This window comes from Nostoc sp. (genome assembly GCF_036917275.1).
Lineage (GTDB): Bacteria > Cyanobacteriota > Cyanobacteriia > Cyanobacteriales > Nostocaceae > Nostoc.
Genome location: NZ_JBALDF010000024.1, coordinates 1 through 22,968, shown reverse-complemented (window position 1 = coordinate 22,968; position 22,968 = coordinate 1). Strand labels below are relative to the sequence as shown.

The window sequence follows — 22,968 nt, the reverse complement described above, 5'->3', positions numbered from 1 at the left end:
ATCCATAGGACTTACGCACACTCTACGAATTCTCGGCGCTCTTGGCGTCTTGGCGGTTCGATAAATTAAGCTTTTTGGTAATTTTTGCGTAAGTCATAATCCAGATCATTGTAAGTTTTGATCTCTCAATTAACTAGACAAGCAAAAGCGCAAAATCCCTTTGTTAAAGGTAGGCAAACTGACGCCACAATATACTAGATACCAATCTGACCTACCACTTTTGGCGCATCCACCTGCAGACTCATCTGCTCACAACGCACAGTTAACCAGGGCTGACCTAAACCTATTCCAGAAAAAGGACTTTCGGCGGGGATTTCTAACTTAGAGCTAATCAAACCCAATACAGACTCAAATGCAGCAGGGAATATCAGCAAATCAGCACCCTTGGCGCTGAAAGTAGAGGCACTTAACCATTGTCGCCATGCCAAGTTCTGCCGATTATAGTTAAGACTACACAGCTTCCGGTTTTCCTGATGCACAGTAACACGCTCTCCTTGTTCCCAGGTAAACTCAGCTGGTTCCTTCGGTAGTCCCCAAATTTTTCGACCACCAGCCACTGAATCAGCATTATCTACATAAATGTGAGAAATCCAAGCGCCGATTTTGCTCTGGTAATTAACCAAAGCCGGGGCAATAATTAACTCACTGTACTCCAGTACCGAGCCTGATCGGTAATTAGATAAATACACACTAGCGAGAGTTTTACCAGGCCATACAGAAATAATTTTTAACTCTAACGGAATCAAGGGGCGCACTCGGTCAATATTTACCAAATGCAGAGTTTGGATAGCGTAGCCTTGAAGTGTCCAAGGTGCTTGTGGATATGGCATAAAACGATTTTGGATTTTGGATTTTGGATTTTGGATTTGCTTTTTAACTTTTGCTATACTTATCACCTATAGGACTTACGCAGACTCTACAATTGATTGGCGTTTTTCTTTGCCAGACTGGAGACACTACGCGTTGGCGGAAGCCTCTCGTAGAGATGGCGGTTCGAGAAATTAATTAAGAGCGATTTTTGTGTAACTTCTAATACCAATTTAATGTGAAGCTGCATTAAATGAGTAACTCTCCATTCTTGGCGCTCTTGGCGTACTTGGCGGTTCGTTTAATATTCTGTGCATCTTCATAGAGAATTGGTATAACCCATTATCTATTAGCAAATCGGCACATAAAAAATCCCCACCCAGGCAAATCCTGGGTGGGAAATATGAGGTGGGACAAAATAATCTTCCCAAAAGAGGTAAGGGAATTATTTGCTCTCTGTAAAATCAGCATCAATTACATCGTCGCCACTGCTACCAGAGCTAGATGTGGAACCACCATCTTGAGGTTCAGCACCAGGTGTAGCACCGCCACCAGCTTGTTGATAGATATTGCTACCAACAGCGAATAGTGCTTGTTGCAATTCTGGAGTGAGCTTCTTGATTTGCTCATCGTCGTCTTTAGCAACTGCTTCCCGCACTTCTTTCACCAAACCTTCGACTTTGGTCTTATCAGCAGCGGGAACTTTATCGCCCAATTCTTGTAGCTGCTTCTCAGCTTGGTATGCTAAGGAGTCGGCTTGGTTCTTGCGTTCAATCTTTTCACGCCGTTCTTTGTCAGATGAAGCGTTTTGTTCAGCTTCTCTTACCATCCGGTCAACGTCAGTTTTATCCAGGGTGGAAGCACCGGTTATACTGATGGACTGTTCTTTAGAAGTACCCTTGTCCTTAGCTGTGACGTTAAGGATACCGTTGGCATCAATGTCGAACACTACTTCAATTTGAGGAACACCGCGTGGTGCAGCAGGAATACCATCGAGGCGGAAGGTTCCCAAGCTCTTGTTATCGTTAGAGAATTCACGTTCACCTTGAAGGACATGAATTTCTACGTTGGTTTGACCATCCACTGCGGTGGAGAAGACTTCAGATTTTTTGGTAGGAATTGTCGTGTTGCGGGGGATAATTTTGGTCATCACGCCGCCTAAGGTTTCTACACCCAAAGATAGCGGTGTCACATCTAACAGCAAGATGCCAGTTACATCACCAGCCAGTACCCCGGCTTGAATGGCTGCACCAACTGCTACGACTTCATCGGGGTTGACGCTTTGGTTGGGGTCTTTACCCAATACCTGCTTCACAATCTGTTGGACTGCGGGAATGCGGGTAGAACCACCAACTAACACCACTTCATCAATATCGCCTTTGTTTAACTTGGCATCCCGAAGAGCGTTTTGCACAGGAATACGGCAACGGTCGATTAAGTCAGAGCAAAGTTCTTCAAACTGGGCGCGAGTCAGGGTTGTATCCAGGTGCTTGGGGCCATCCTGGGTAGCGGTAATAAATGGCAGGTTCATTTCTGCTTGGCTGACGCTAGAAAGCTCAATTTTGGCTTTTTCTGCGGCTTCCGTCAGACGCTGTAAGGCTTGTTTGTCTTTCCGCAGCTCAATGCCTTCGGCTTTCTTGAACTTCTCAGCTAAGAAGTCAACTATTTTTTTATCGAAGTCGTCACCGCCGAGGTGGGTATCACCAGATGTGGCTAGTACTTCAAAAACTCCATCTCCTACTTCCAGTACAGATACGTCGAAGGTACCACCACCAAGGTCAAATACGAGAATGGTTTCGTTACTCTTCTTATCAAATCCATATGCTAGAGAAGCAGCGGTAGGCTCGTTGATAATCCGCAGAACTTCAATACCTGCAATTTTACCAGCGTCTTTCGTCGCTTGCCGTTGGGAGTCGTTAAAGTATGCCGGAACGGTGATTACAGCTTGGGTTACGGTTTCGCCCAGATATTTGCTGGCATCTTCAACTAGTTTGCGAAGAACTTTCGCAGAAATTTCTTCCGGGGCAAACGGTTTACCAACAATAGGACAATCTAATTTAACATTGCCGTTGCTGCTGAGGACTTTGTAAGAAACTTCCGTAGCTTCGTTACTAACTTCGTCGTAGCGGCGTCCGATAAAGCGTTTGACTGAGTAAAACGTATTTTCGGGGTTCATCACCGCTTGGCGTTTGGCGATTTGACCAACCAAGTTGTCACCATTTTTCGCAAATGCGACCACTGATGGCGTTGTCCGAAAACCTTCAGCATTAGCAATTACTGTGGGTTTACCACCTTCCATCACTGCCACGCAGGAGTTCGTTGTTCCTAAGTCAATTCCAACTACTTTTGCCATTTTTAGGTGCTGGCTCCGTATAACTACAAATGAATGAATGAGAATATAAAGGACTAAATTTTGAACCAACAGGGTCAATAAATCAGCCAGTTCAGCATGAAGACCTTTGGTTTGGCTTCCCTGGGGTTAAAACTCCAGACTATGCTGATATATATACTGAAGCTTAGTGGTAGCCAGTCCATGAAGGGTGGTTTCCCGAACCTTGCTTAGGACGGTTAAACTAACTAAATAGTTTTTTTAGTTGGTTCATGGATTAATTTCCTTCTCTTCGTCTAATGTATGAGAATTAATACTTTCAGTAATTAGGGTGAACCGTAACGGCAGAGTGGTGTTTGCCGTCTTTAGAGGTAATAAATTACAAAAGCACTGAGGATAGAACGAGATTAAAAAGGGCGATCGCTTCCGTGATTACGTATAATCGGCAATATTTGGGGATTGGGCACTTGTCCTGAGCGTACCTGTCGGCGCACCTTCTCCAAGAGTTGTATGGGGCATTGGATAAAATATTACTCAGCACTGGCTCAACCATAGCTATCCGCTAACAGCACTCACTCAAGCCTAGAGAAAAGAGTTTCCCAATCAATTACAGGTGGTCTTTGTCCTTGGTTGACGAGTTCAAAAATTTTCCTAGCACTACTTGGCTGAAAAAGGCATTCCACACAAGCGTTGGCTACGTCAATCCGGCTGGCATCACCCGAAAGTGTATCCCCTGTACCTAGTACCACACCGTATTTACCCCCTGTTTTTGCCTTCAGGAGGGTATTGAGATCGGATGAGGTATAGGGCCCGTCAATAAGGCGTCCTGCGCGGATAACAGTGTAGGGTAATCCGGAATTAATAATGGACTCCTCGCCCTTTTGTTTGGCATCCAAAACGCCAAAAGCATTAAGAATACTAAAAGGAAACTTATCTTTACGGAGAATTCCACAAGAAGAGACGAAAACGAATCGCTTCAAATTTTGGGGTGCTGCTGCCACTAGGTTGGTTACACCTTGGGCATCGACCTTTGCCGGACTATTCTTTGCCTTTGCCTGACTAGATTGGGGGTTAAGAAAAATTGTTCCCCATTCAAGCAAGTTCGGGGATTGGTCAAACTCCCATTTCGTAGAGGGAAAGGCAGTGGTTCCAGTACAATTTATGATGTGGGTGACATCTGGCATTGCGGCTGGCAGTGTAGCTGGCTGGCGGATGTCACCAACGGCAATTTCCACTCTTTGGTTAAACATCTCTTCAGCTTTTGCAGCATTGCGTGTCAAGACGCGAACTTTCAAACCCTTTTCTAGCAGCTTGCCCACCACCAGTTGCCCCACTCCACCAGTGGCACCAGCAACTAGGATCAAATCTTTAACTGAAGTTTCAAAAGAAGTCATAAAATGCCTTTGAGATAGTCTATTGCTAATCTACTAAAAAATGCGATGTCTACAACGGGCACAGCTGCGGCACATCGCAAAAATAGACCCAGATTAAAAATTTTGCTAATGGCTGTTAATTCTGTAGCTTACAGGCTGACAACTGGGAATTTTAGAATCAGCCCATGAAATCAACAATCCGGTTAAAGTGTTTTTCAACCGATAAATAACTGCGTAGGCGTAGCCCGTCGTAGACATCGCACTTAGAGGGGAAATTGCGCTCGAATTGTTCGGTTCTACCACTGTCATCAGTACACAAATAGCTATAACCTCTTAAGTAGTAGTCAAATGTCTACCTAGACGCTGTTAGTCGCTCTTGAATTAAGGGGTGAAAACCTGTGTACGAATGGATATTGCCAAGCCTGAGCGAAATCTTGGCTGAAAATCAATCAAGTGTAGCTGAATGTTCACCTGCTAAAGCAGAGCGGCAGTGGCGTGTCAGCCTCGCAGCGACAGAACATTTGCTATCAAATACTTTAGCAGGTGGTTTAAGAAACGTAACCCAAGGATTAGTTTTAGCTGCACCAGCGCCCTTATTTAGTCAGCCAAAACTGACTCAAAGCTTACAGACAGTAACTTTTACGGCAAAACCATTTAACCCCTTGGCGCTGATGCCATTTCAGATGCCAGATGCGATGCCTACAACGGACTACGCCAACGCATCTGTAGATGAAGAAATTGCTCCCCATGAATCAGTACTTCCCTTATTACCTGCCGATCCGCTAGGGGCAGAACAGTTTTGCTTAGTTTTCACAGATAAATTTAGATTAGTGCTAGTTTTAGCGACACACAAAAACGGTAAAAAAACCTTTTCATTTTCTTTTGAGCCAGAAGTAGTGCAGCAGGCTTGGCGATCGCTAGGAGCAAGGGTAATGCTGGCTAATCCAGAATTTTTTGCCCGCCTGGATGCATTAGTCCAACAGTATTCCCCGGTAGCACCAGATTGCCGCATCATACTTGAGTTTAGCCAATTGTTGCTTCAGGAATTAACAGAAGTAGAAGAAACTAGGGACTCCTTACTAAGGACTGGGGAAGAAGCTCTTGAGCAGGGGAGCAGAGTTTTCCCCAATACAACTCTTGGAGAGGCTGCGCCAACGGCTTCTCTACGAGACGCTACGCGAACGCTCAGTACAAGTGCCCAATCCCCAAATCCTGATGTGGAATTGCTCCAAGCCTTCGCTCACGAAGTCCGCACACCTTTAACAACTATTCGCACCATGACTCGCTTGCTGTTGAAGCGGCGAGACTTAGATGCCAGCGTGATTAATCGCTTAAAAATTATTGATCACGAGTGTACCGAGCAAATTGACCGCATGGAGTTGCTGTTTAAGGCAGCAGAACTGGAAACTACTGCCTCAGTAAAATCTTCAAAAACTCAACTCACGCCGATGTCTTTAGATCAGGTGTTGCAACAGAGCATTCCCCGTTGGGAACAAGCAGCGCATCGGCGGAACTTAACTTTAAATGTTATCTTACCTCAGCAACTACCAACAGTGGTAAGCAATCCCACAATACTGGATCAGGTACTTAGTGGGTTGATAGAGAATTTCACTCGCAGCTTACCTGCTGGTAGCCATATTCAAGTACAAGTTATTCCGGCTGGAGATCAATTGAAGTTACAATTATCGCCCCAATTCATCTGCAAAGATTCCAATAAAGCTGCCACACCTGGAACGCCACCAATTCGCAAAGCACTTGGTCAATTACTGATGTTCCAACCAGAAACGGGTACGATTAGTTTGAATATCGCCGCAACCAAGCATTTGTTTCAGGCGATCGGTGGCAAACTGATTGTACGCCAGCGTCCACACTATGGGGAAGTTTTGACGATTTTCCTGCCTTTAGAAGTTAGCAATAAGCATAAGTCAGGAGCTAAAAGTTAGGAGTCAATACAATTTTGGATTTTGGATGGCAACTCTTAGAGGTTGTTTGAAAATTCGTGATTGATGTATTAAATATTTTTTTACCCCTCCCTAACCCTCCCCTTATAAAGGGGAGGGAACCGGATCTTTCTTGTTTCCCCCTTTTATAAGGGGGGACTAAGGGGGGTAACAACGCAATTAAAATCACAGTCAAACACTTTTCAAACATCCTCTTAGAGACGCTCTTGCCGCTCAGTCGAAGATTTTAGATTTTAGATACCTTATTGGCAAGTCATGATGCTCCGCCAAATTTATGCCGCGCTACCAAAAACTTCTAGCTAAGAATCATCAGTAAGCTTGGGAAAACAAGGAATTAAAAATTAATTATTCATAATTTAACTAATTATATTTTTCTTAAAATTTTAATTCCTTTTATTAACTTTTTGAGCCAGATAGATTATGCAAAAGTTTGTGATGCTGTTTTCTGGTTAATTTTAAATAAAGGTAAAATTAGATAGCACCACAAAGTTAACTTAGGAGATAATCATAACTGATCACTCATTTTCTATTGCGATCGCTCTTGAGGGATTGCCAACAGTTGCCAGTTGCACTGTAAATGTGGAACCTTCATATAATTTACTTTTTACAGAAATAGATCCGCCACACCGCAGCAGCAATTGCTGTACAATTGTTAATCCCAACCCAGCACCACCATAATTTTCAGTTGCTGCTGTACGTACACGATAAAATCGGTCAAAGATTTTGGGAATTTCGTTTTCGGCAATACCGATACCTGTGTCGCGGAATTCTAATTGGACATAATCGCCTTGCATCCGGGCACGCACCCATACTTGACCCCCATTCGGAGTAAACTTAATGCTGTTGTGCAGCAGATTAATCACAATCTGCCTCAGCCAAGCACTTACACACCAAATAGATGGAAGTTCAGTGGGTACGGTGTAGGCTAGCATGATCCCTTTTTCTTGGGCTACAGGTTGGTAGGTACTGACTACTCCAGGTACAATCTCTGAGAGCTGCACCGACTCTAAAGGCGTCCCTTCTAAATTACGTTCTATCTGCACCAGTTCCAGTAAACCAGTAATTAGGGAATTTTGCTGATCGCACTGGGTATTTAACATCTGTAAATAACGTTGTCGCTGCGGGGGTTTGAGATTAGGGGAATTCAATAACGAAAGTGCTGTCTTCATATGCGTCAGGGGTGTACGCAGTTCGTGACATAGATTATTTAGATATTCATCTTGGAGTTGGTCTTTGTTGTGCAGTTCTTGATTTAGCTGCTGCAACTTGGTAGTGCGGGCTGTGATGATTTGACGATTAATTTCATCTTGTCGTAGGAGTTGTTTTGTAAACAGTTGATTTATCAGTGCGGGTTGGGGCGCAGTTGGACAAATAAAATCAATCGGTTTTGGGGATGATTCTGGCGTAATCGCTTGTTGGATACCATTTAATACTTGCTGAATTACTCTCCCCTCGACAGTAGTTATAATCAGCAACGGCTGGTTTTTATTAGTATTTACCTTCCCCGATGTCTGATTTTTGCGTTTTTTAAGTGGTCGATGAGCCAAAATTAAACTGCAAAACTGGGGCGATAACACCATCAGAAAGCTTTCACGTCGCAGTTGGCTATCTGGTGGTAGGTGAACGGAAACATTATAAGGGGAGGAGGTATTTTCTTCCCCTGTTCCCCCATTTCCCCCTTTCCCACTCTCGTCAATCTGGCAAGTATAAATGAAACTAGATGCACCTACGGAGGATTGATAACGCGCTAATTCTGATTGCCAAATTTTTTCTGGTGGTAGCTTCACCCATAAAGTGGCTGCAATTTGCTGCTCAATTAGTAAGTCAATTTGCGCTCTCACCAGTGATAGCAGAGTAGCAGGACTGAGGGACAATGGTTTTGGAGGCACTTGCACTCCCATAACCAGTTGATAAACAGACAGATCCTTAGCTAGAGAAACGTTCATGAGTCAAGCACAAAAAGGATGAAGCAAGAAATAATTCTGTCTTCGATTTTCACCTTTATGTGTGCATTTTTTACAAAATCTGCATGGAAAAAAACATGAACTTGAATTATGGGCGATTTTAGTTTTGTGGAATACACATTTTAGGGTAGTACAGCTAGCTGTGCTACCCTAAAATGTAATTAGGCTTGTATGTTCAGTCTTTGGTGTAAAGCGTCGCGTGCGTGTTCTCGGTCATCAAAATGGATTTTCTCAGTACCGAGAATTTGATAGTCTTCATGACCTTTACCAGCAAGCAAGACTCCATCACCGGGTTGTGCTTGTAAAATAGCGGTACGAATTGCGATCGCTCGATCACAAATTACAGTTGGCTGAACTGTGTCAGCAATTCCCGCCAAAATATCTTGCAAAATCCGTTCTGGGTCTTCAGTCCGGGGATTATCCGATGTCACCACTGCCACATCAGCTAATTCAGCAGCAATTTTACCCATTATTGGGCGCTTAGTGCGATCGCGATCGCCGCCACAACCAAACACGCAAATCACCTTCCCAGGTATAAACGGACGTGCAGCTTTCAGCAAATTTTCTAAACTATCAGGTGTGTGGGCATAATCCACAATCACGCTAATATCTTGACCAGGACTAATCTCTACCCGTTCCATCCGCCCAGGAACTCCTGGGAACTCAGGTATCACATCCGCCACTAACTGTAAATCTAGCCCTAAGTGTAAAACTGCTCCTACGGCTGCGAGAAGATTTTCTAAATTATATTGTCCGACTAGGGGCGATCGAAAAGCCACATCACCCTTTGGTGTATGTAATGTACCACTGACACCATTCGGCTGGTAACTTAAATCACTCATCCATAAATCAGCGCTGTTATCGTTGACACTGTAACTCCAAACCTGTTCGGAATCCAAGGAGGCAATTAACCGCTTCCCGTAGGAATCATCAGCATTAATTATTGCCCGTCCCTTGAGATAATCAGGGCTAAACAACAACGCTTTAGCAGCAAAGTAATCTTCCATGTCGCTGTGATAGTCGAGATGGTCTTGAGTAAGATTACTGAACACCGCCACTTCAAATTGACAACCTAATACTCTACCTTGCGCCAAAGCGTGGGAACTTACTTCCATCACTCCGAACTCACTACCAGCATTTATAGCTTCTGCTAGCTGCTGTTGCAGTTCCACGGCAAAGGGAGTAGTGTAGGCAGCAGTTTGCTCAAAACCTGCCCAACGAGTGTAGAGAGTTCCCATCAAAGCTGTAGCTAGATTAGCTTTGTTGAGTAGAAATTCAATCAGATGAGTAGTTGTAGTTTTGCCATTTGTACCAGTTACACCCACCAGCTTGAGTTTTTGCCCTGGATAACCGTAAAAAGCACTGGCTATCTGGGCACAAGCTTGAGTTATGTTACTTGCACTGATCACCACAGCCTGATTTGTGGGAGGATTTTTCTGTGCAGCTTCTGGGGAGACGATCGCAGCTACAGCCCCAGATGCGATCGCACTTTGCCAAAAATCCCCACCATCAACCCGTCCTCCTGGCATCCCAATAAACAAATCTCCCACACGACAAGCATGGGAATTTGTCTTCAAGCCCCTAACTTCCACATCCTCCATCGGATGGCTAGGCAATTGTTCAACACTATCTACCGCCGTTAGTAATTCCCGCAATTTCATCTTGTGAACCTCGTCACATTCTTAATCTTGCGCTTATTCTGCATTATTTTTTTCTAATTGGCTAAATACTTACGCAACATTTGCTCCAATTGCTGCACATTAGCACGAGGAGAAGGACGTGGCAATGGTGCTTCTATAATTTCTTCCTCCGTGCCCTTGGCGGCTTGGCGGTTCGATAAATAAATTACCGGCACCTCATACTGATACGCAGCAAACCAATCTTCACGAGTCGTAATATCCCTAATTTCCAACTCGAAACTAAGATTTTGGATTTGTTTTAGCTTTTCTTGCAAACCTTCACATAAATGACAGCCGGGTTTACTGTATAAAATTAATCGCATTGTTTATTTGAGTTGGTGCAAGAAGTTATAAGTTTAGAATAACGAACCGCAAAGGGCGCGTTCGCGTAGCGTCTCATAGAGAAGGAAGAAAGATGAGAACAGAAGGGTTTGATGTGGGTGAGTATGTTGATCAAATGGCGCTGTTGTTGGATTTGCAGCTAAGAGATGAGTATCGTGATGGTGTGGTGGCAAATTTTGAGAGAATTAGGGCGATCGCTAATCTTGTTAATGAGTTTCCTTTGGCTGAAGAAATTGAAGCTGCACCTATATTTGAACCGTAATAGCTAACTTTAGTTGAAATGCCAGTCTGTGAAGGGTTTGAGGTTCCTTTGCTAATTGGGTGCAACAAAACCTTTTAGAAGTGTGCAAACCACTCGAAAACCGAAGTCGTAAACCGCTACATCCGAATTGCTTCCGTCTAAACGGGCAGATGAACGGCAAACGCTTGACTGACTGAACCATGAACCACCCCGCAGCAGCCAAGGATTATTATTTCCACTTACCCAGGCACTTCCATCAACAGGCATTCCACGGTAATCATTGTGGTATTTGTCTCGACACCATTCCCAAACATTGCCATGCATCTCATACAAACCAAAAGCATTCGCAGGTAAACTACCAACATCTACAGTCTCCTGACGATTTTCGCCTTGGGGAGCAGAACCATAAGTATACTCGCCATTATAGTTAGCTATCTTAGTCGTAATCGTCTCACCAAAATAGAACGGGGTAGTCGTTCCAGCACGAGCTGCATACTCCCACTCTGCCTCGGTGGGTAAACGATAACTCTTGCTAGTCATAACCGACAGCTTTTGACAAAAATTGACTGCATCATTCCAACTTACTTGTTCGACAGGTCGTTTAACCCCTTGGAAGTAAGAAGGGTTGATGTCCATAACTGCTTGATACTGTTCTTGAGTGACCGTAAATTTACCCATGAAAAAAGGTTTAACGGTCATAGGATGCTGCGGTCCCTCATTTGGGTTTCGCTCTTTTTCTGTTAATGGTGAACCCATGAGAAACTGACCGCCAGGAATTTCTACCATCTCCAGTGTGTTACTGTTACCAAGGTCTTCTATAAAAAAGTTTGCCTGACCAGGACTGATTGTGGTGCTGTTTCCTTGCTGATCTACCTTCATGACTTCAAACTGGAAGGTTTTTAAAGCAAATTCCTTAGGATTTTCACTTATCTTCGGTAATGTTAGAGTCTCCTTCGGGGACGGTACTGGAATATTATTTGTGGGAATAGATGAGGTTGATGGCAAAGTTTTTTTCTGGGCAGAGTTGTTGAGCAAGAGTTTCTCAACCACAATTGCAAAACTAAAACTAGCTCCCATTAAACCCACAGTTTGAATAACTCTGCGCCGCGACCAGTTAACTGGTTGTTGTGGTCGTGTTGGCGGTGGAGGCAGTTTCTTTGAAAGGTCTTGTAGCACTTCCGTTGCGTTGGCGTAGCGTAAACTGTAATGACGACGCACCATCTTGGTTAACACATTAGCTAGATGCTTGCTTACCTGTGCTTTATGACGCCAGAGAATTTCACCTGTTTTGGCATCCTCTTCAAAGTCCACTGCTGAAATACCCGTCAATGCTTGAATCACCGTCACTCCCAAGGCATATATATCACTAGCAAATATGGGTTTAGCATTCTTTTGCTCATTAGGCATATAGCCAGGAGTACCTATGATCACACTAGAAGTGACTTTACCTTCTACATTTACTATCAGAGCGCCAAGTTCCTTGACTGCCCCAAAGTCAATCAGAAAAATCTTCCCATCCTGATCCCGTCGCATTAAATTCTCCGGCTTGATGTCGCGGTGAATTACCTGCTGATTATGTACAAAGGACAAAACTTCCAAAACATCTTGTAATAGCTTAGTGACATAACCTTCACTTAACTGCTTACCTGGAATGATTTCTTGCTTTAGGTCATGTCCTTCGATAAATTCTTGAACAATATAAAGGTTCTTATTTTCTCTAAAATGCGCTAATAATTGAGGAATTTGGGAATATTTACCCAACTTTTCCAGAACAGTCGCTTCTGTTTCAAAAAACTCCACAATCCGAGGCTCATTATGTTCAGGACGCAATTGCTTGACAACACATAACGGCTGACTGGGTTGTAGATAATCCTTTGCTAGAAAAGTAATTGCAAAGCCGCCGCCACCCAATTCCCGAATAATTTCGTAGCGTCCAACCAGCATGCCCACAACAATCTTAGACTCCTAGAAATCTGATGAATTTGAGCATAATTGTTACTAACTGCATTTTACAAATCAACTTGACGTATTATACCAATTTTTCTGTATAATACCCTTCTTTAGATGTAATCAACTAAATGCACATCTCTTAATATTCCAGCATGAATTTTGATTCAGCCGATGGCATAACAATAGCTGCTGCTGTACGCGAAGCTAAAGTAAGCGCAGTGCAAGTTACTAAGGCTGCGATCGCACGAATAGCAGCGCGGGATCATCAACTTAACTGTTTTACGGCTGTGACTGCCAAGACAGCTTTAACAGATGCAGCCCGCATTGACAGGGAAATTGCTCAAGGTAATAACCCTGGAACGCTTGCTGGTGTGCCTTTTGCAGTAAAAAATCTTTTTGATATCGCTGGTTTAACGACTCTGGCGGGGTCGAAAATCAATGCAGAAAACCCAGCAGCTACCCAAGATGCAACCGCAGTAACGAAGCTGAAACAAGCGGGTGCTGTGCTAGTTGGCGCTTTGAATATGGATGAGTACGCCTATGGGTTTGTGACGGAAAACTCCCATTACGGTGCTACTCACAACCCCCATGATTTACAGCGAGTTGCTGGCGGTTCTTCGGGTGGTTCGGCGGCGGCTGTTGCTGCTGGATTAGTACCCCTGACACTGGGTTCTGATACTAATGGTTCAATTCGCGTTCCGGCGGCGTTGTGTGGCGTTTTTGGTTTTAAACCAACTTATGGACGCTTGTCTCGGGCTGGGGTAGCTTTATTTTCTAGCAGTTTTGACCACATTGGCCCTTTTGCGCGATCGCTGCAAGATATTGCTACGGTGTTTGATGTGCTTCAAGGAGAAGACGATCGCGATCCAATTTGTACAAAGCGTCCGCCTGAATTATGTTTACCACAACTCAAACAAGATATCTCTGATATCAGAATTGCCATTGCTGCTGATTATTTCACTAAAGGCGCAGAACTGGAAGCTTTAGCAGCAGTCCAAAAGGTAGCTGATGCTTTAAATGTCACTGAATACGTAACGATACCAGAAGCACACCGCGCCCGTGCAGCAGCTTTTGTGATTTCAGCTAGCGAGGGCGCAAATCTGCATTTGGAAAAATTACGATGTCGTCCCCAAGATTTTGATCCAGCGACGCGCGATCGCTTTTTGGCTGGGGCGTTAATTCCAAGTAACTGGTATCTCCAAGCACAACGCTTTAGAAAATGGTATCGCGATCGCATTCGGGAAGTATTTCAAAATGTCGATGTGATTCTTGCCCCAACTACACCAATTTCAGCACCGCTAATTGGTCAACAAACTATGATTTTGGATGGCGAAGAAATTCTTGTCCGTCCTCATTTAGGATTATTTACTCAACCATTATCTTTTATTGGCTTACCCGTTTTATCAGTACCAATTTTGTGTCCAAATGCCTTACCTTTGGGTGTGCAATTGATAGCAGCACCATATAATGAAGCGTTAATTTTACGGGTTGCAGGTGCGTTAGAGGCAAAGGGTGTAGTTTCAGCACCAGTGATTTTCAACGCTCTCAACTAAAGCTAATCATTTCCGATGAAGTGATTGTAAAATGGAAAAATTACGCCTTCGATTTACTAGCATTGAGTCTTTTCAGCAGGAGAAATATCCTCCGCCGCTAGTTTCAAGGTTCTAGGGATCTGAATTCCCTGCACTGCAATTCTAGTCACTATAAACAAAGACATCGCCAACCATAACAGATGGGCACTCTGCAACTTCCAAGCAAGGGCTGCTGTAGGAATAAACCCTAACCCAGTTGCGATAAAAGCCGCATTGCGGAGGATTAATCCTTCTGCTAAACCAAAGAAATAAGCTTCAATTGAGACGGCAAACGCATACAGCCCCAGCACACTCATTAGCCAGGGAATGTAGGGATCGATTTGGGTGGTTATTTCCGTATGATTTGTGAGTAGTCCAAATACGGTTTGAGGAAATAGGATGCAGGTAAGGGACATGATGACTGCAAACATCAGAGTTACGCCTATAGAAACCCCAAGCAGTGGCACCATTTGTTTCTGCTCGTTTGTGCCATGAAAGTTGCCTGTCAAGGTTTCTGTTGCATAAGACAAACCATTGAGTATTTGAATCCCTAGCGTCATGAACTCAATCAGCAAGACATTTTCCGCAAAGGCGATTCTTCCCATCCCAGCAAACAGATTAGTAAAAGCCCAAAAGGTAAACCCGATCGCCAGTGTCCGTATAAAGAGATCCCGACTCAGGGCAAAAGTCTCATTCCAAGCAGATTTGTCCCAAAGCTGAGGCGCGACGGCACGGATTTCCTGCCACTGGATTTCACTCTTCACCCAAATTAGTCCCAGCATCATCATCAGAAATTGGCTCAAAGCTTGTGCCAAGCCTGCTCCCATGCTTTCCAAACCTGCTCGCACAATCATCTGGTAACTCAAGATGATGTTGACGACGTTGCCAAAAACCGACAAGACTAAGACTTTCTGGCTCTGTTCACGCCCCATCAACCAGCCGAGCAGCACCATATTCACCAGAACCGCAGGTACACCCCAAATCCTCATGTTGAAGTAGTCCACCGCAGCTGCTTTCACCTCTGGAGTATTGTTCAAGACAATAAACCCTAACTCTCGCAGTGGGTATTGCAGGAGCAAAACAACAAATCCCAAGCCGAGGGCAATTAAAACATTCCGTAAGCCTAACAGCAGCACTTCCTGTTGATCATTTCTTCCAGTTGCCTGGGCAGTCGTGCCAGTGACAGAGAGACGCAAAAAATTCAATGCTCGATAGAAGTAATTAAACACAACTGTCGCCAGTGCAACGCCAGCTAAATGACGAATGTCTTGCAAGTGCCCTAAAAAGGAAACGCTAACCATTCCAGACAGTGGCACCATTAGATTGGAGAGCATGTTAGCGATCGCTAATCTGAAATAACGAGAAATCCATCGGTCTTGCAAATCATTATTTACTAACATTTGGAATCGGTTAACTGAAGCGATTGAGCTATTTAACTAATTACTAATTCCTAATGAGCTACACCCCGCTACGTACCCCTACGGGGATCTTGCTACGTAAAGCGTCTTGTAGAGAAGACCTTAATTTGTAATTTTCAGGCGTTTCACCACACCCCACGGGTGACGCTCCTACGGACGCTCGTTCCTCTCTACGAGACGCTGCGCGAACGCTACCGCTGCGCTAACGGCAGTCACTCATGGGTGAAACCCCCTACAGCCCTTCCCTAACGGGACGCCTTGCGGCGAACGGGCATCCTACGGCAGGCGCTAGCCTCTCCCAATATGAGAAGACCATGCTGCCTCACCAAATTGTCAAATTGGTGGTCTTGAATTAGTTGTAAATAAATCCTAAACTAATTTAATTACGAATTATGTAGCTTACTTCTCATTTTTGACGAGTATTATCTAATTGCTAACTATTTTAAGGAACTTAAAAAATTAGGCGTTGCATAATTAAAGGATGAACTATCCTCAAGGACAAATTTAATCAAAGCTCTCGGTGATGTCAGAAAAATGTTCAGCGAGAAAATCTACGAAAGTACTTATTTTAGGTGATAGGTATCGCCGATTCGTATAGACAGCATAAAGAGATGAGGTTGCCAACGTGTAGTCCAGCTTCAGCACCTCCAATCGTTGGCTAACAAGATCATCTTCAATCAACCACTTTGGTAAAACCGCCAACCCCATCCCGGCTAGAGTCGCCTGATACAGCATTATAGTGTTGTTGGAGCGGATCGAGACTGGCAGTTTAACTGTCTCCCGCCCGTTAGAATCCTCAACGAGGATCTCATCGGCAAACTGCGAGTAGTAATAACTGATGCTTACATGCTTCGACAGTTCCTTGGGAGTTTTTGGGTATCCATTTCTTTGCAAATAGTCAGTTGAGCCAACCAACATGAGTTGAATTGGGCAAATGCGTCGCGTGAGCAGTGAAGAACCGGGTTCGTCAGGCGTGACACGTAACGCCAAGTCAAATCCTTCTTTCACCAAGTCCACCAACCGATCGTTCAAATTCAAATCTAGCAAAACATCTGGATAGCGAGAGCGGTACTTCGCCAAGGCATTAGTGAATAACGGGTTAGCAAACCAAACTGGGGCGCTGATCTTGAGTACGCCACGCGCGACGACGGCTGATTGCCTCACCGTTGCCTCAACCATTTCCAATTTATCAAGTATTTCCCGGCATTGTTCATAATAGACCCTTCCTGCCTCGGTTAGGCTTAAGTGTCGGCTGGTTCGATTCAACAAACGTACACCAAGGTTTCGTTCCAAGTGCATCACATGCTTGCTGGTCATGGCTGTGGATAAGTTGAGCCGCTCTGCGGCTGCTACAAAACTTCCCGATTCCACCACCTGAAGCAATACTTTCATGCTCGTTAAGGTGTCCATCGTAGTTCTAAAGTTTCCTAAGAAGAAACATAGCATTAACAAAATGATACTTGTACAAGGATGAGAAATAAATGTAATTTGAGGAAGACGGCAGCATCAACTAGCTAGGCAAGTAAATAGCGATGACTGAATCAATAAAGGGTAGTGTTTTATATTTGTTCCTCTTCGCCTGAAGAATTATATGCATTGGACATTTCAAGAGTCTTAACAACAAATCTAAAACACTATCAACTCGGCGACCGCTCGCAAGAATTTCAACGTAGAGGAGAATTTCAATGTCTGAGAACAATGAACTCACAGCGATCGACCGCTTTACCATCTTCGAGCAGTTGAACATGCATCAGCGATGTATCGACAAGGGTTGGGGGCGCGAGCAGGCCGACCTCTACAACCGCCTTTACTGGCCGGAGGCCAAATTCAACGTCTACGATCTACGTACTTCAACCTTCGAGGGTTTTGAGGGCATGAAGCAGATGTTCGACTACGCGCACAGCGTCTTCCCAATGGACAAGTGGTTCCACTCTATGGGCGCATTTGAAATTTCCGGATCGGGTGACAGGGCCGAAGCGCACTGGCGATGGTTCGTGTACTGGAAGGCTGAACACGTCGGAATCGTTTCAACTGGCACCTACGACGACATCTTTGAACGTCGCGATGGCGTTTGGAAGTGTCTGGAGCGCACCTCCAAGAGCGATCCCAACTGGCCGGTAGACTTGTTCCAGCCCTTCATTGATCGCGCAGACATCACCTTTAAGGCGTCCTGATAGACTTTTGTAGGTTAAGTGGAGCTTCGCGAAAGCCGTCTACATATCGCTCATAGAAATGCGCGTCAATTGTTTTCACTCTAATTAAAGGTTCAACACCAAGTAAACCGTTGTGTTGTGAGTGAGGTAAATCCAACCACTGATGGGAATCGTTTATGGCACATAGCACAGTTGGCACTCATGTAGTCGTTGAGGACGCAGCTTCTCTGGCTGAAGCGGTTCAACGTACACATGTTGTAATCGAGGTGGCTGGTCGCCTTCATGACTTAGAGAAATTTACACTTCTTGAAGGCTCAAGTTTGGTGGGTACAACTTCTGACGCAGAATTGGTCTTCAAGCCAGATTCAGATGGGGTAGCGCTCACGGCAAATAACACCCTCCAGAACTTAACCCTCCGATCAGATCCGAGCCGATTAACGCTCAGTCTGGAATCGGCAACGACTACCCTTGGACAACTCAAGTTGCAGCATCTCGTCGTCTACGGTCGGCTGCACTTGGAATCGAGTATTGTGATGACCGCTGACCTTGTGCTCACTGACGTTCAAATGTATGACGGCGATAGCACCTCAGCGCTGCATCGTCCAGTCGGTTACGGCGTAGAGGTCGTTCCGGGTTCCCTAACGATCTACAACCGCTGTACCGATCCCCAAAGTCGCTGGACACTGCGTGCCGAAAACCTCTCAGGGGGAACACGAGATGTGCCGTTAAGGGGTAGCGGCATCTTTATTTTTGGCGGCATGACTGTTCCCGCAAACGCCGATCCTCAAGGTGGATCAGCGCCCAGTTCTCCTGGTGGCATGATTGACCTGAAATTATTGACCACAGGCGAAATCCATACTAATGGCAATATCCCGGCTGGTACTGGCAATCTGATCTCAGGCGGGGTGTTCGTTGGCTCAGGCGTAAAGGCTCAACAAGTGATCAATAACAGTCCTGTAACAACTTACGGGACAAATGACATGGTGTTGGATAACTGGGGCAATGTCCGTCTTTGGCTTGCTCGGCAGTCCATCATATCTCATGGAACCAGTGGAATCGGATTCGTGAATTTCGGAGATTTGCAGACTCTGATTGTGCAAGGCGACCTGGCGACCTATGGCGAAGGGGCGCGGGGGTTCAATCTATACGACGGAACCTTGGCTTATGCAGAATTCAAAAGCATTACCACTCATGGCAATGGCTCGATCGGGATACAGACCAGTAAACCATTTGGCAGTATCCTCGTGCTTGGGGACGTGATCACAAAAGGTAGTAGGGGTAACAGTTTGGTGCGTGGCGTAGTCGTACAGCTTGACGCACACGCCCTGAGTCTCAAACCGGGCACAAGTGGAAAAGAGATCATTGTACTGGGTCGAGTCGAGGCTCAAAGAGAGGAAATTACCTCATTGGATTTCGCTGCTCCAGCCAGCACAGTTGAATTCATTATGATCGGTGGTCAGCAGTATGTCGATGGATCGTCAACAGAGTAGGAATTGTAATTACCCAGTAGGTAAATAAGGGTTTAACGCTGAAACAGCGCGATCGCACTTCAGCATTCCAAGCGACTACGAATCTTTTACTTGGTAACATTCAAAATTTCGATCGCCAGTGATTGATGAAATGCCGATCCATTTTATGAAAAGGAGTACGTCACAATGGTAACGATGAAAGCAATCCGAATTCATGCTTACGGCGGGGCTGAAAACCTCAAGTACGACGAAGTACCCCGTCCTGAAGCGCAAGCAGGGCAAGTCCTCATTCAAGTGTATGCAGCAGGTGTAAACCCGATCGATTGGAAGATTCGTGAAGGGTTTTTTCAACAAGTCTTTGATTATTCGCTGCCCGTGATTGCTGGCGCTGATGTGGCTGGTGTTGTTGCAAGTGTGGGCGATGGTGTCACCACACTGCAACCAGGACAAGCGGTTTATGGAACAGCAGACATGGCGCTTTCGGGAGCCTATGCCGAGTATGCAGTGGGTTATGCAGACGCGATCGCCCCGAAGCCGAAAACGCTCGACTATATTCACGCGGCTTCTGTCCCAATCGTGGCAATCACCGCATGGCAAGCATTGTTTGATAGTGCAAATCTCCAGCCAGGACAGAGTGTGCTGATTCATGGTGGCGCGGGTGGAGTAGGTCGCTATGCAATTCAGCTTGCCAAGTGGAAGAAGGCACGAGTCATTGCAACGGCATCGGCAGCAAACCTTGATGATCTGAGAAACCTGGGTGCTGATCAGGCGATCGACTATGCCAATCAACCGTTTGAACAGCAGGTAAAAGATGTAGATGTGGTGCTTGATTTGATTGGTGGAGAAACGCAAGCGCGATCGTGGCAAATCATTCGTCCTGGTGGCGTTTTAGTTTCGACACTTGGTGTGCCTGAATCAGGCATTCCGCAAGGCATTAAAGCGGTTCCTGTTTTCGCCAATCTCAGAAAAAATTCCCAGCTCCAGCAGATTGCTCAATTGATTGATGACGGACAGATCAAAGCGTCTATTGAGCAAGTTTTTGAACTGGCAGAAGCCGCTAAAGCACAGGAAGTTAGCCAGCACGGACATCCACGCGGCAAGCTGGTTTTGCAAGTCGTTCATCCAGCTTGAGGCAGGCTTTTGTAAAACTTTAGTTCATCGAACTTTTTCCTGTCAGGGCGAAGCATTCGGGCAAGAATCTCTATTTCGATGGGTTATTAACCAAATGCTTCGTCCCTACGCAGAGTGTATCTCAAGCAGAGTTGAATGGCACTAAGATAAGTCCAAAGTCTTGTGTTGCCTCGTTAAGAGCCTGGAGGCTGGGAAACCATTGTGAGAGGCTCCGCCTCCTCTTTGTTGACCAGAGGCAGAGCCTCTTGGAACTCGTTCCCAGTCTTCAGACTGGGAACAAGGTTACACAAGCTTTTCGGTTTTTCTTAGTGCCATTCCAAGCAGAGTTCATTAACGAAATCTTTGGAGTTATTGCTGAAAAATGCGAACGAGACTGGGTTGTTTATCACTTGAAAATTTCTGCAACACAATCAATCAAGGCTGAAGATTGCCCGCTAATCGAACAAGAGTACGTTGAGCTTCGACTGTGAGTAGAAACTTAGTTATGCAGAAAAGTAAGGAGCGGCTATTATGGCAGTAACGACAGATAAGAAATCCTCAGCATCAAACATTGAACTAGGAACACTCGCACTGAACTGGATTGATGGCGAGTGGATTGATTCAAAAAAGCATACTGATAGCATTGATCCAGCTACAGGCAAGGTGATTGGAACTTATGCAGATGGTGGGCGTGACGAGGCAGTTCAAGGGGTTAATGCTGCGGTGTGGGCGTTCCGGGAATTAGACTGGAAGCAAAATCGGGCACTTCGGGCGCGAGTGCTGAATCAAATTGCCGATCGCTTTGAAGCCCAAAGAGATGAACTGATCGCGATTCTCTCGCTTGAAAACGGCAAAGTCCATGACGAAGCAGCATTTGAAGTCGATATGATTCCCAGCAAATTTCGATACTGGGCATCGGTTGTGCTGACCGATTATGGACGGGCGATGGAAGTCCAACCCGGACACCTTTCGGTTGTGACTCGATCTCCAATCGGAGTTGCTGGAATCGTCGCACCGTTTAACTCGCCGCTTGTCCTGACTGTGCGATCTCTAGCACCTGCTCTTGCTGCTGGTGTTACAACTGTTATTAAATTGCCGGGTAATACAGCACAGATCAACTATCTGTTTAGTAAAACCCTCGCTGAAGCTGCCGATTTACCGAAGGGCGTGATTAATGTCTTTAGTGAAAGCAGAGGCAGAGGCGGATCATCTTTTCTGATAGAGTCAAAGGATGTTCGAGTGATTAGCTTTACAGGAAGCACAAAGACGGGGATAGCAATTTCCGCAACAGGGGCAGCGACGCTCAAGCTGTTTCAGACCGAACTTGGTGGCAAGACACCAATGATTATCTTCGAGGATGCCGATCTGGAGGCGGCTGCACCAAAAGTTGAGAAGGCACTCACGACCTTCGCTGGTCAGTTCTGCATGACAGGTTCCCGGCTGTTGGTGCAACGTGCTGTTGCCGATCGCTTTCGCACGCTGATCACCCAGCGACTAGAGAACGTTAAGACAGGACCTGCGTCTGATCCGTCCAGTGATATGGGACCTCTCATTGATAAGCCGAACGTCGCTCGTGTTGACAAAATGGTGGAGGAGGCGATCGCAGCGGGCGCTAAGGTGCTTGTACGCGGCGGCCCAATTGTTGAAGGCCCACTCGCCAGAGGTGCATTTTACCGTCCGACTCTGCTGGAAGTAACCGATCCGAAAATGACGATCGTTCAGGAAGAGGTCTTTGGTCCAGTCCTCACCATGCAAATCTTCGATACTGAGGCAGAAGCGGTGCAGCTGGCAAACGATAGCGAGTATGGCTTGGCTGCGAGCATTTGGACTCGCGATGTTGACCGCCCATTGCGAGTCGCCCGCGAGATAGATGCAGGCACAATCTGGATCAACGATTGGGCGATCGTTTGGGACGAGTTTGAGGAAGGCGGATTCAAGCGCAGCGGCAACGGCAGGCTGAATGGTCTGACAGCGATCGATGAATTCTTGGAGTACAAACATATCGCTTTCAATTCAGGAGTGATCCCCAATGTTGGCGTTTCTGCTCAATAGTTGAGCTTGGATTTAACTGAAACAGCAGAAGTCTCACACTGAAATTGTACTCAATTCAGTGTTGTGATGAATGCGCGTGAGTGAGGAATTGACCAACAAGCGATATTGAAAAGGCAGCTTTGCGGGGGAAACTTCCCCCGCAAACGTGCCGCCACAGTTCAATTAGGATCGTTGGTCGATGACGAACGAACTTTTTTTGAATTGAGAGAATCAATCCAATCTTCTACTAGCGATGTAATAGTTTTGTCTTTGTTTACAGCATAAGTTTGCAACACTACCATTCTTCTTTCGCTAATTCTTAGGCTTAATCTTTTATTTTTCATTTTGGGTGTCTTTTGGCTATCCCTTATGTTATTATAGCAATAGATCGAAGCAAAAATAATATTATGAAAACATCTTATCAGTACCGATTGAAACCAACTAAAAAGCAAGCTGAAATTATCGATAATACGCTCAATCAAGCCCGATTTTGATGCTAACAATATTGTTGGTATTGATGTAGGATTAATTGATTTTATTGTCACGTCAGACAATGAAAGGATTGCTGCA

17 protein-coding genes and 1 pseudogene are annotated in these 22,968 nt (G+C 45.3%); 9 read left to right on the top strand and 9 right to left on the bottom strand.

Annotated features, from left to right (window positions below; genetic code table 11):
* Window positions 1–194: 194 nt before the first annotated feature.
* The 3 genes from V7K35_RS08645 to V7K35_RS08635 all read right to left on the bottom strand — a co-directional run bounded on the left by V7K35_RS08645 (window position 195) and on the right by V7K35_RS08635 (window position 4,530).
* Complete coding sequence (locus tag V7K35_RS08645) at window positions 195–830, bottom strand: acetoacetate decarboxylase family protein (RefSeq protein ID WP_335078050.1); 636 nt, start codon at window positions 828–830, stop codon at window positions 195–197.
* A gap of 422 nt (window positions 831–1,252) precedes the next feature.
* Entirely contained in the window at window positions 1,253–3,160 is a 1,908-nt protein-coding gene (gene dnaK / locus V7K35_RS08640; RefSeq protein WP_335078048.1) for a molecular chaperone DnaK, read from the bottom strand.
* A 548-nt stretch (window positions 3,161–3,708) separates the two neighbouring features.
* Window positions 3,709–4,530, bottom strand: coding sequence for an SDR family oxidoreductase (locus V7K35_RS08635; protein WP_335078046.1), 822 nt, complete (start codon window positions 4,528–4,530; stop codon window positions 3,709–3,711).
* Window positions 4,531–4,907: 377 nt separating this feature from the next.
* On the opposite strand from V7K35_RS08635, the gene V7K35_RS08630 reads away from it, so the two are divergent.
* A complete protein-coding gene (locus V7K35_RS08630; RefSeq protein WP_335078044.1) occupies window positions 4,908–6,452 on the top strand; it encodes a sensor histidine kinase in 1,545 nt (514 codons plus the stop codon).
* A gap of 533 nt (window positions 6,453–6,985) precedes the next feature.
* Here V7K35_RS08630 and V7K35_RS08625 read toward each other — a convergent pair.
* The 3 genes from V7K35_RS08625 to V7K35_RS08615 form a co-directional block, all read right to left on the bottom strand.
* Window positions 6,986–8,416, bottom strand: coding sequence for a DICT sensory domain-containing protein (locus V7K35_RS08625; protein ID WP_335078042.1), 1,431 nt, complete (start codon window positions 8,414–8,416; stop codon window positions 6,986–6,988).
* Between the two features lie 179 nt (window positions 8,417–8,595).
* Window positions 8,596–10,095, bottom strand: a complete 1,500-nt coding sequence (locus V7K35_RS08620) for a UDP-N-acetylmuramoyl-L-alanyl-D-glutamate--2,6-diaminopimelate ligase (RefSeq protein WP_335078040.1) — start codon at window positions 10,093–10,095, stop codon at window positions 8,596–8,598.
* Between the two features lie 53 nt (window positions 10,096–10,148).
* On the bottom strand, window positions 10,149–10,436 hold the full coding sequence (locus V7K35_RS08615; RefSeq protein ID WP_335078038.1) for a glutaredoxin family protein: 288 nt from the start codon (window positions 10,434–10,436) through the stop codon (window positions 10,149–10,151).
* Window positions 10,437–10,528: 92 nt separating this feature from the next.
* Here V7K35_RS08615 and V7K35_RS08610 point away from each other — a divergent pair, with 92 nt between their 5' ends.
* Window positions 10,529–10,717 carry a DUF4089 domain-containing protein gene (locus V7K35_RS08610; protein WP_335078036.1) on the top strand — a complete coding sequence of 63 codons (189 nt, stop codon included), beginning with the start codon at window positions 10,529–10,531 and terminating at the stop codon, window positions 10,715–10,717.
* Window positions 10,718–10,768: 51 nt separating this feature from the next.
* Here the strand turns inward: V7K35_RS08610 and V7K35_RS08605 are convergent, their stop codons facing one another.
* Entirely contained in the window at window positions 10,769–12,640 is a 1,872-nt protein-coding gene (locus V7K35_RS08605) for a bifunctional serine/threonine-protein kinase/formylglycine-generating enzyme family protein (RefSeq protein WP_335078034.1), read from the bottom strand.
* A 158-nt stretch (window positions 12,641–12,798) separates the two neighbouring features.
* On the opposite strand from V7K35_RS08605, the gene V7K35_RS08600 reads away from it, so the two are divergent.
* Window positions 12,799–14,199 carry an AtzE family amidohydrolase gene (locus V7K35_RS08600; protein WP_335078032.1) on the top strand — a complete coding sequence of 467 codons (1,401 nt, stop codon included), beginning with the start codon at window positions 12,799–12,801 and terminating at the stop codon, window positions 14,197–14,199.
* A 56-nt stretch (window positions 14,200–14,255) separates the two neighbouring features.
* On the opposite strand, the gene gntT is transcribed toward V7K35_RS08600, so the two are convergent.
* A complete protein-coding gene (gene gntT / locus V7K35_RS08595) occupies window positions 14,256–15,617 on the bottom strand; it encodes a guanitoxin biosynthesis MATE family efflux transporter GntT (RefSeq protein WP_335078030.1) in 1,362 nt (453 codons plus the stop codon).
* A 522-nt stretch (window positions 15,618–16,139) separates the two neighbouring features.
* On the bottom strand, window positions 16,140–17,045 hold the full coding sequence (locus V7K35_RS08590; protein WP_335078028.1) for a LysR family transcriptional regulator: 906 nt from the start codon (window positions 17,043–17,045) through the stop codon (window positions 16,140–16,142).
* A 275-nt stretch (window positions 17,046–17,320) separates the two neighbouring features.
* On the opposite strand from V7K35_RS08590, the gene V7K35_RS08585 reads away from it, so the two are divergent.
* The 6 genes and pseudogenes from V7K35_RS08585 to V7K35_RS08555 all read left to right on the top strand — a co-directional run.
* On the top strand, window positions 17,321–17,809 hold the full coding sequence (locus V7K35_RS08585; RefSeq protein ID WP_335078026.1) for a nuclear transport factor 2 family protein: 489 nt from the start codon (window positions 17,321–17,323) through the stop codon (window positions 17,807–17,809).
* Window positions 17,810–17,964: 155 nt separating this feature from the next.
* Window positions 17,965–19,278, top strand: coding sequence for a hypothetical protein (locus V7K35_RS08580; RefSeq protein WP_335078024.1), 1,314 nt, complete (start codon window positions 17,965–17,967; stop codon window positions 19,276–19,278).
* A 165-nt stretch (window positions 19,279–19,443) separates the two neighbouring features.
* Window positions 19,444–20,388 carry an NADP-dependent oxidoreductase gene (locus tag V7K35_RS08575; RefSeq protein ID WP_335078022.1) on the top strand — a complete coding sequence of 315 codons (945 nt, stop codon included), beginning with the start codon at window positions 19,444–19,446 and terminating at the stop codon, window positions 20,386–20,388.
* A gap of 245 nt (window positions 20,389–20,633) precedes the next feature.
* Complete coding sequence (locus V7K35_RS08570; protein ID WP_335078020.1) at window positions 20,634–20,858, top strand: hypothetical protein; 225 nt, start codon at window positions 20,634–20,636, stop codon at window positions 20,856–20,858.
* A gap of 40 nt (window positions 20,859–20,898) precedes the next feature.
* Window positions 20,899–22,419: an aldehyde dehydrogenase family protein gene (locus V7K35_RS08565; protein WP_335078018.1), complete on the top strand. Its 1,521-nt coding sequence runs from the start codon at window positions 20,899–20,901 to the stop codon at window positions 22,417–22,419.
* A gap of 447 nt (window positions 22,420–22,866) precedes the next feature.
* Window positions 22,867–22,968 (top strand): annotated as a pseudogene (locus tag V7K35_RS08555) (RNA-guided endonuclease InsQ/TnpB family protein); the annotation flags it as partial.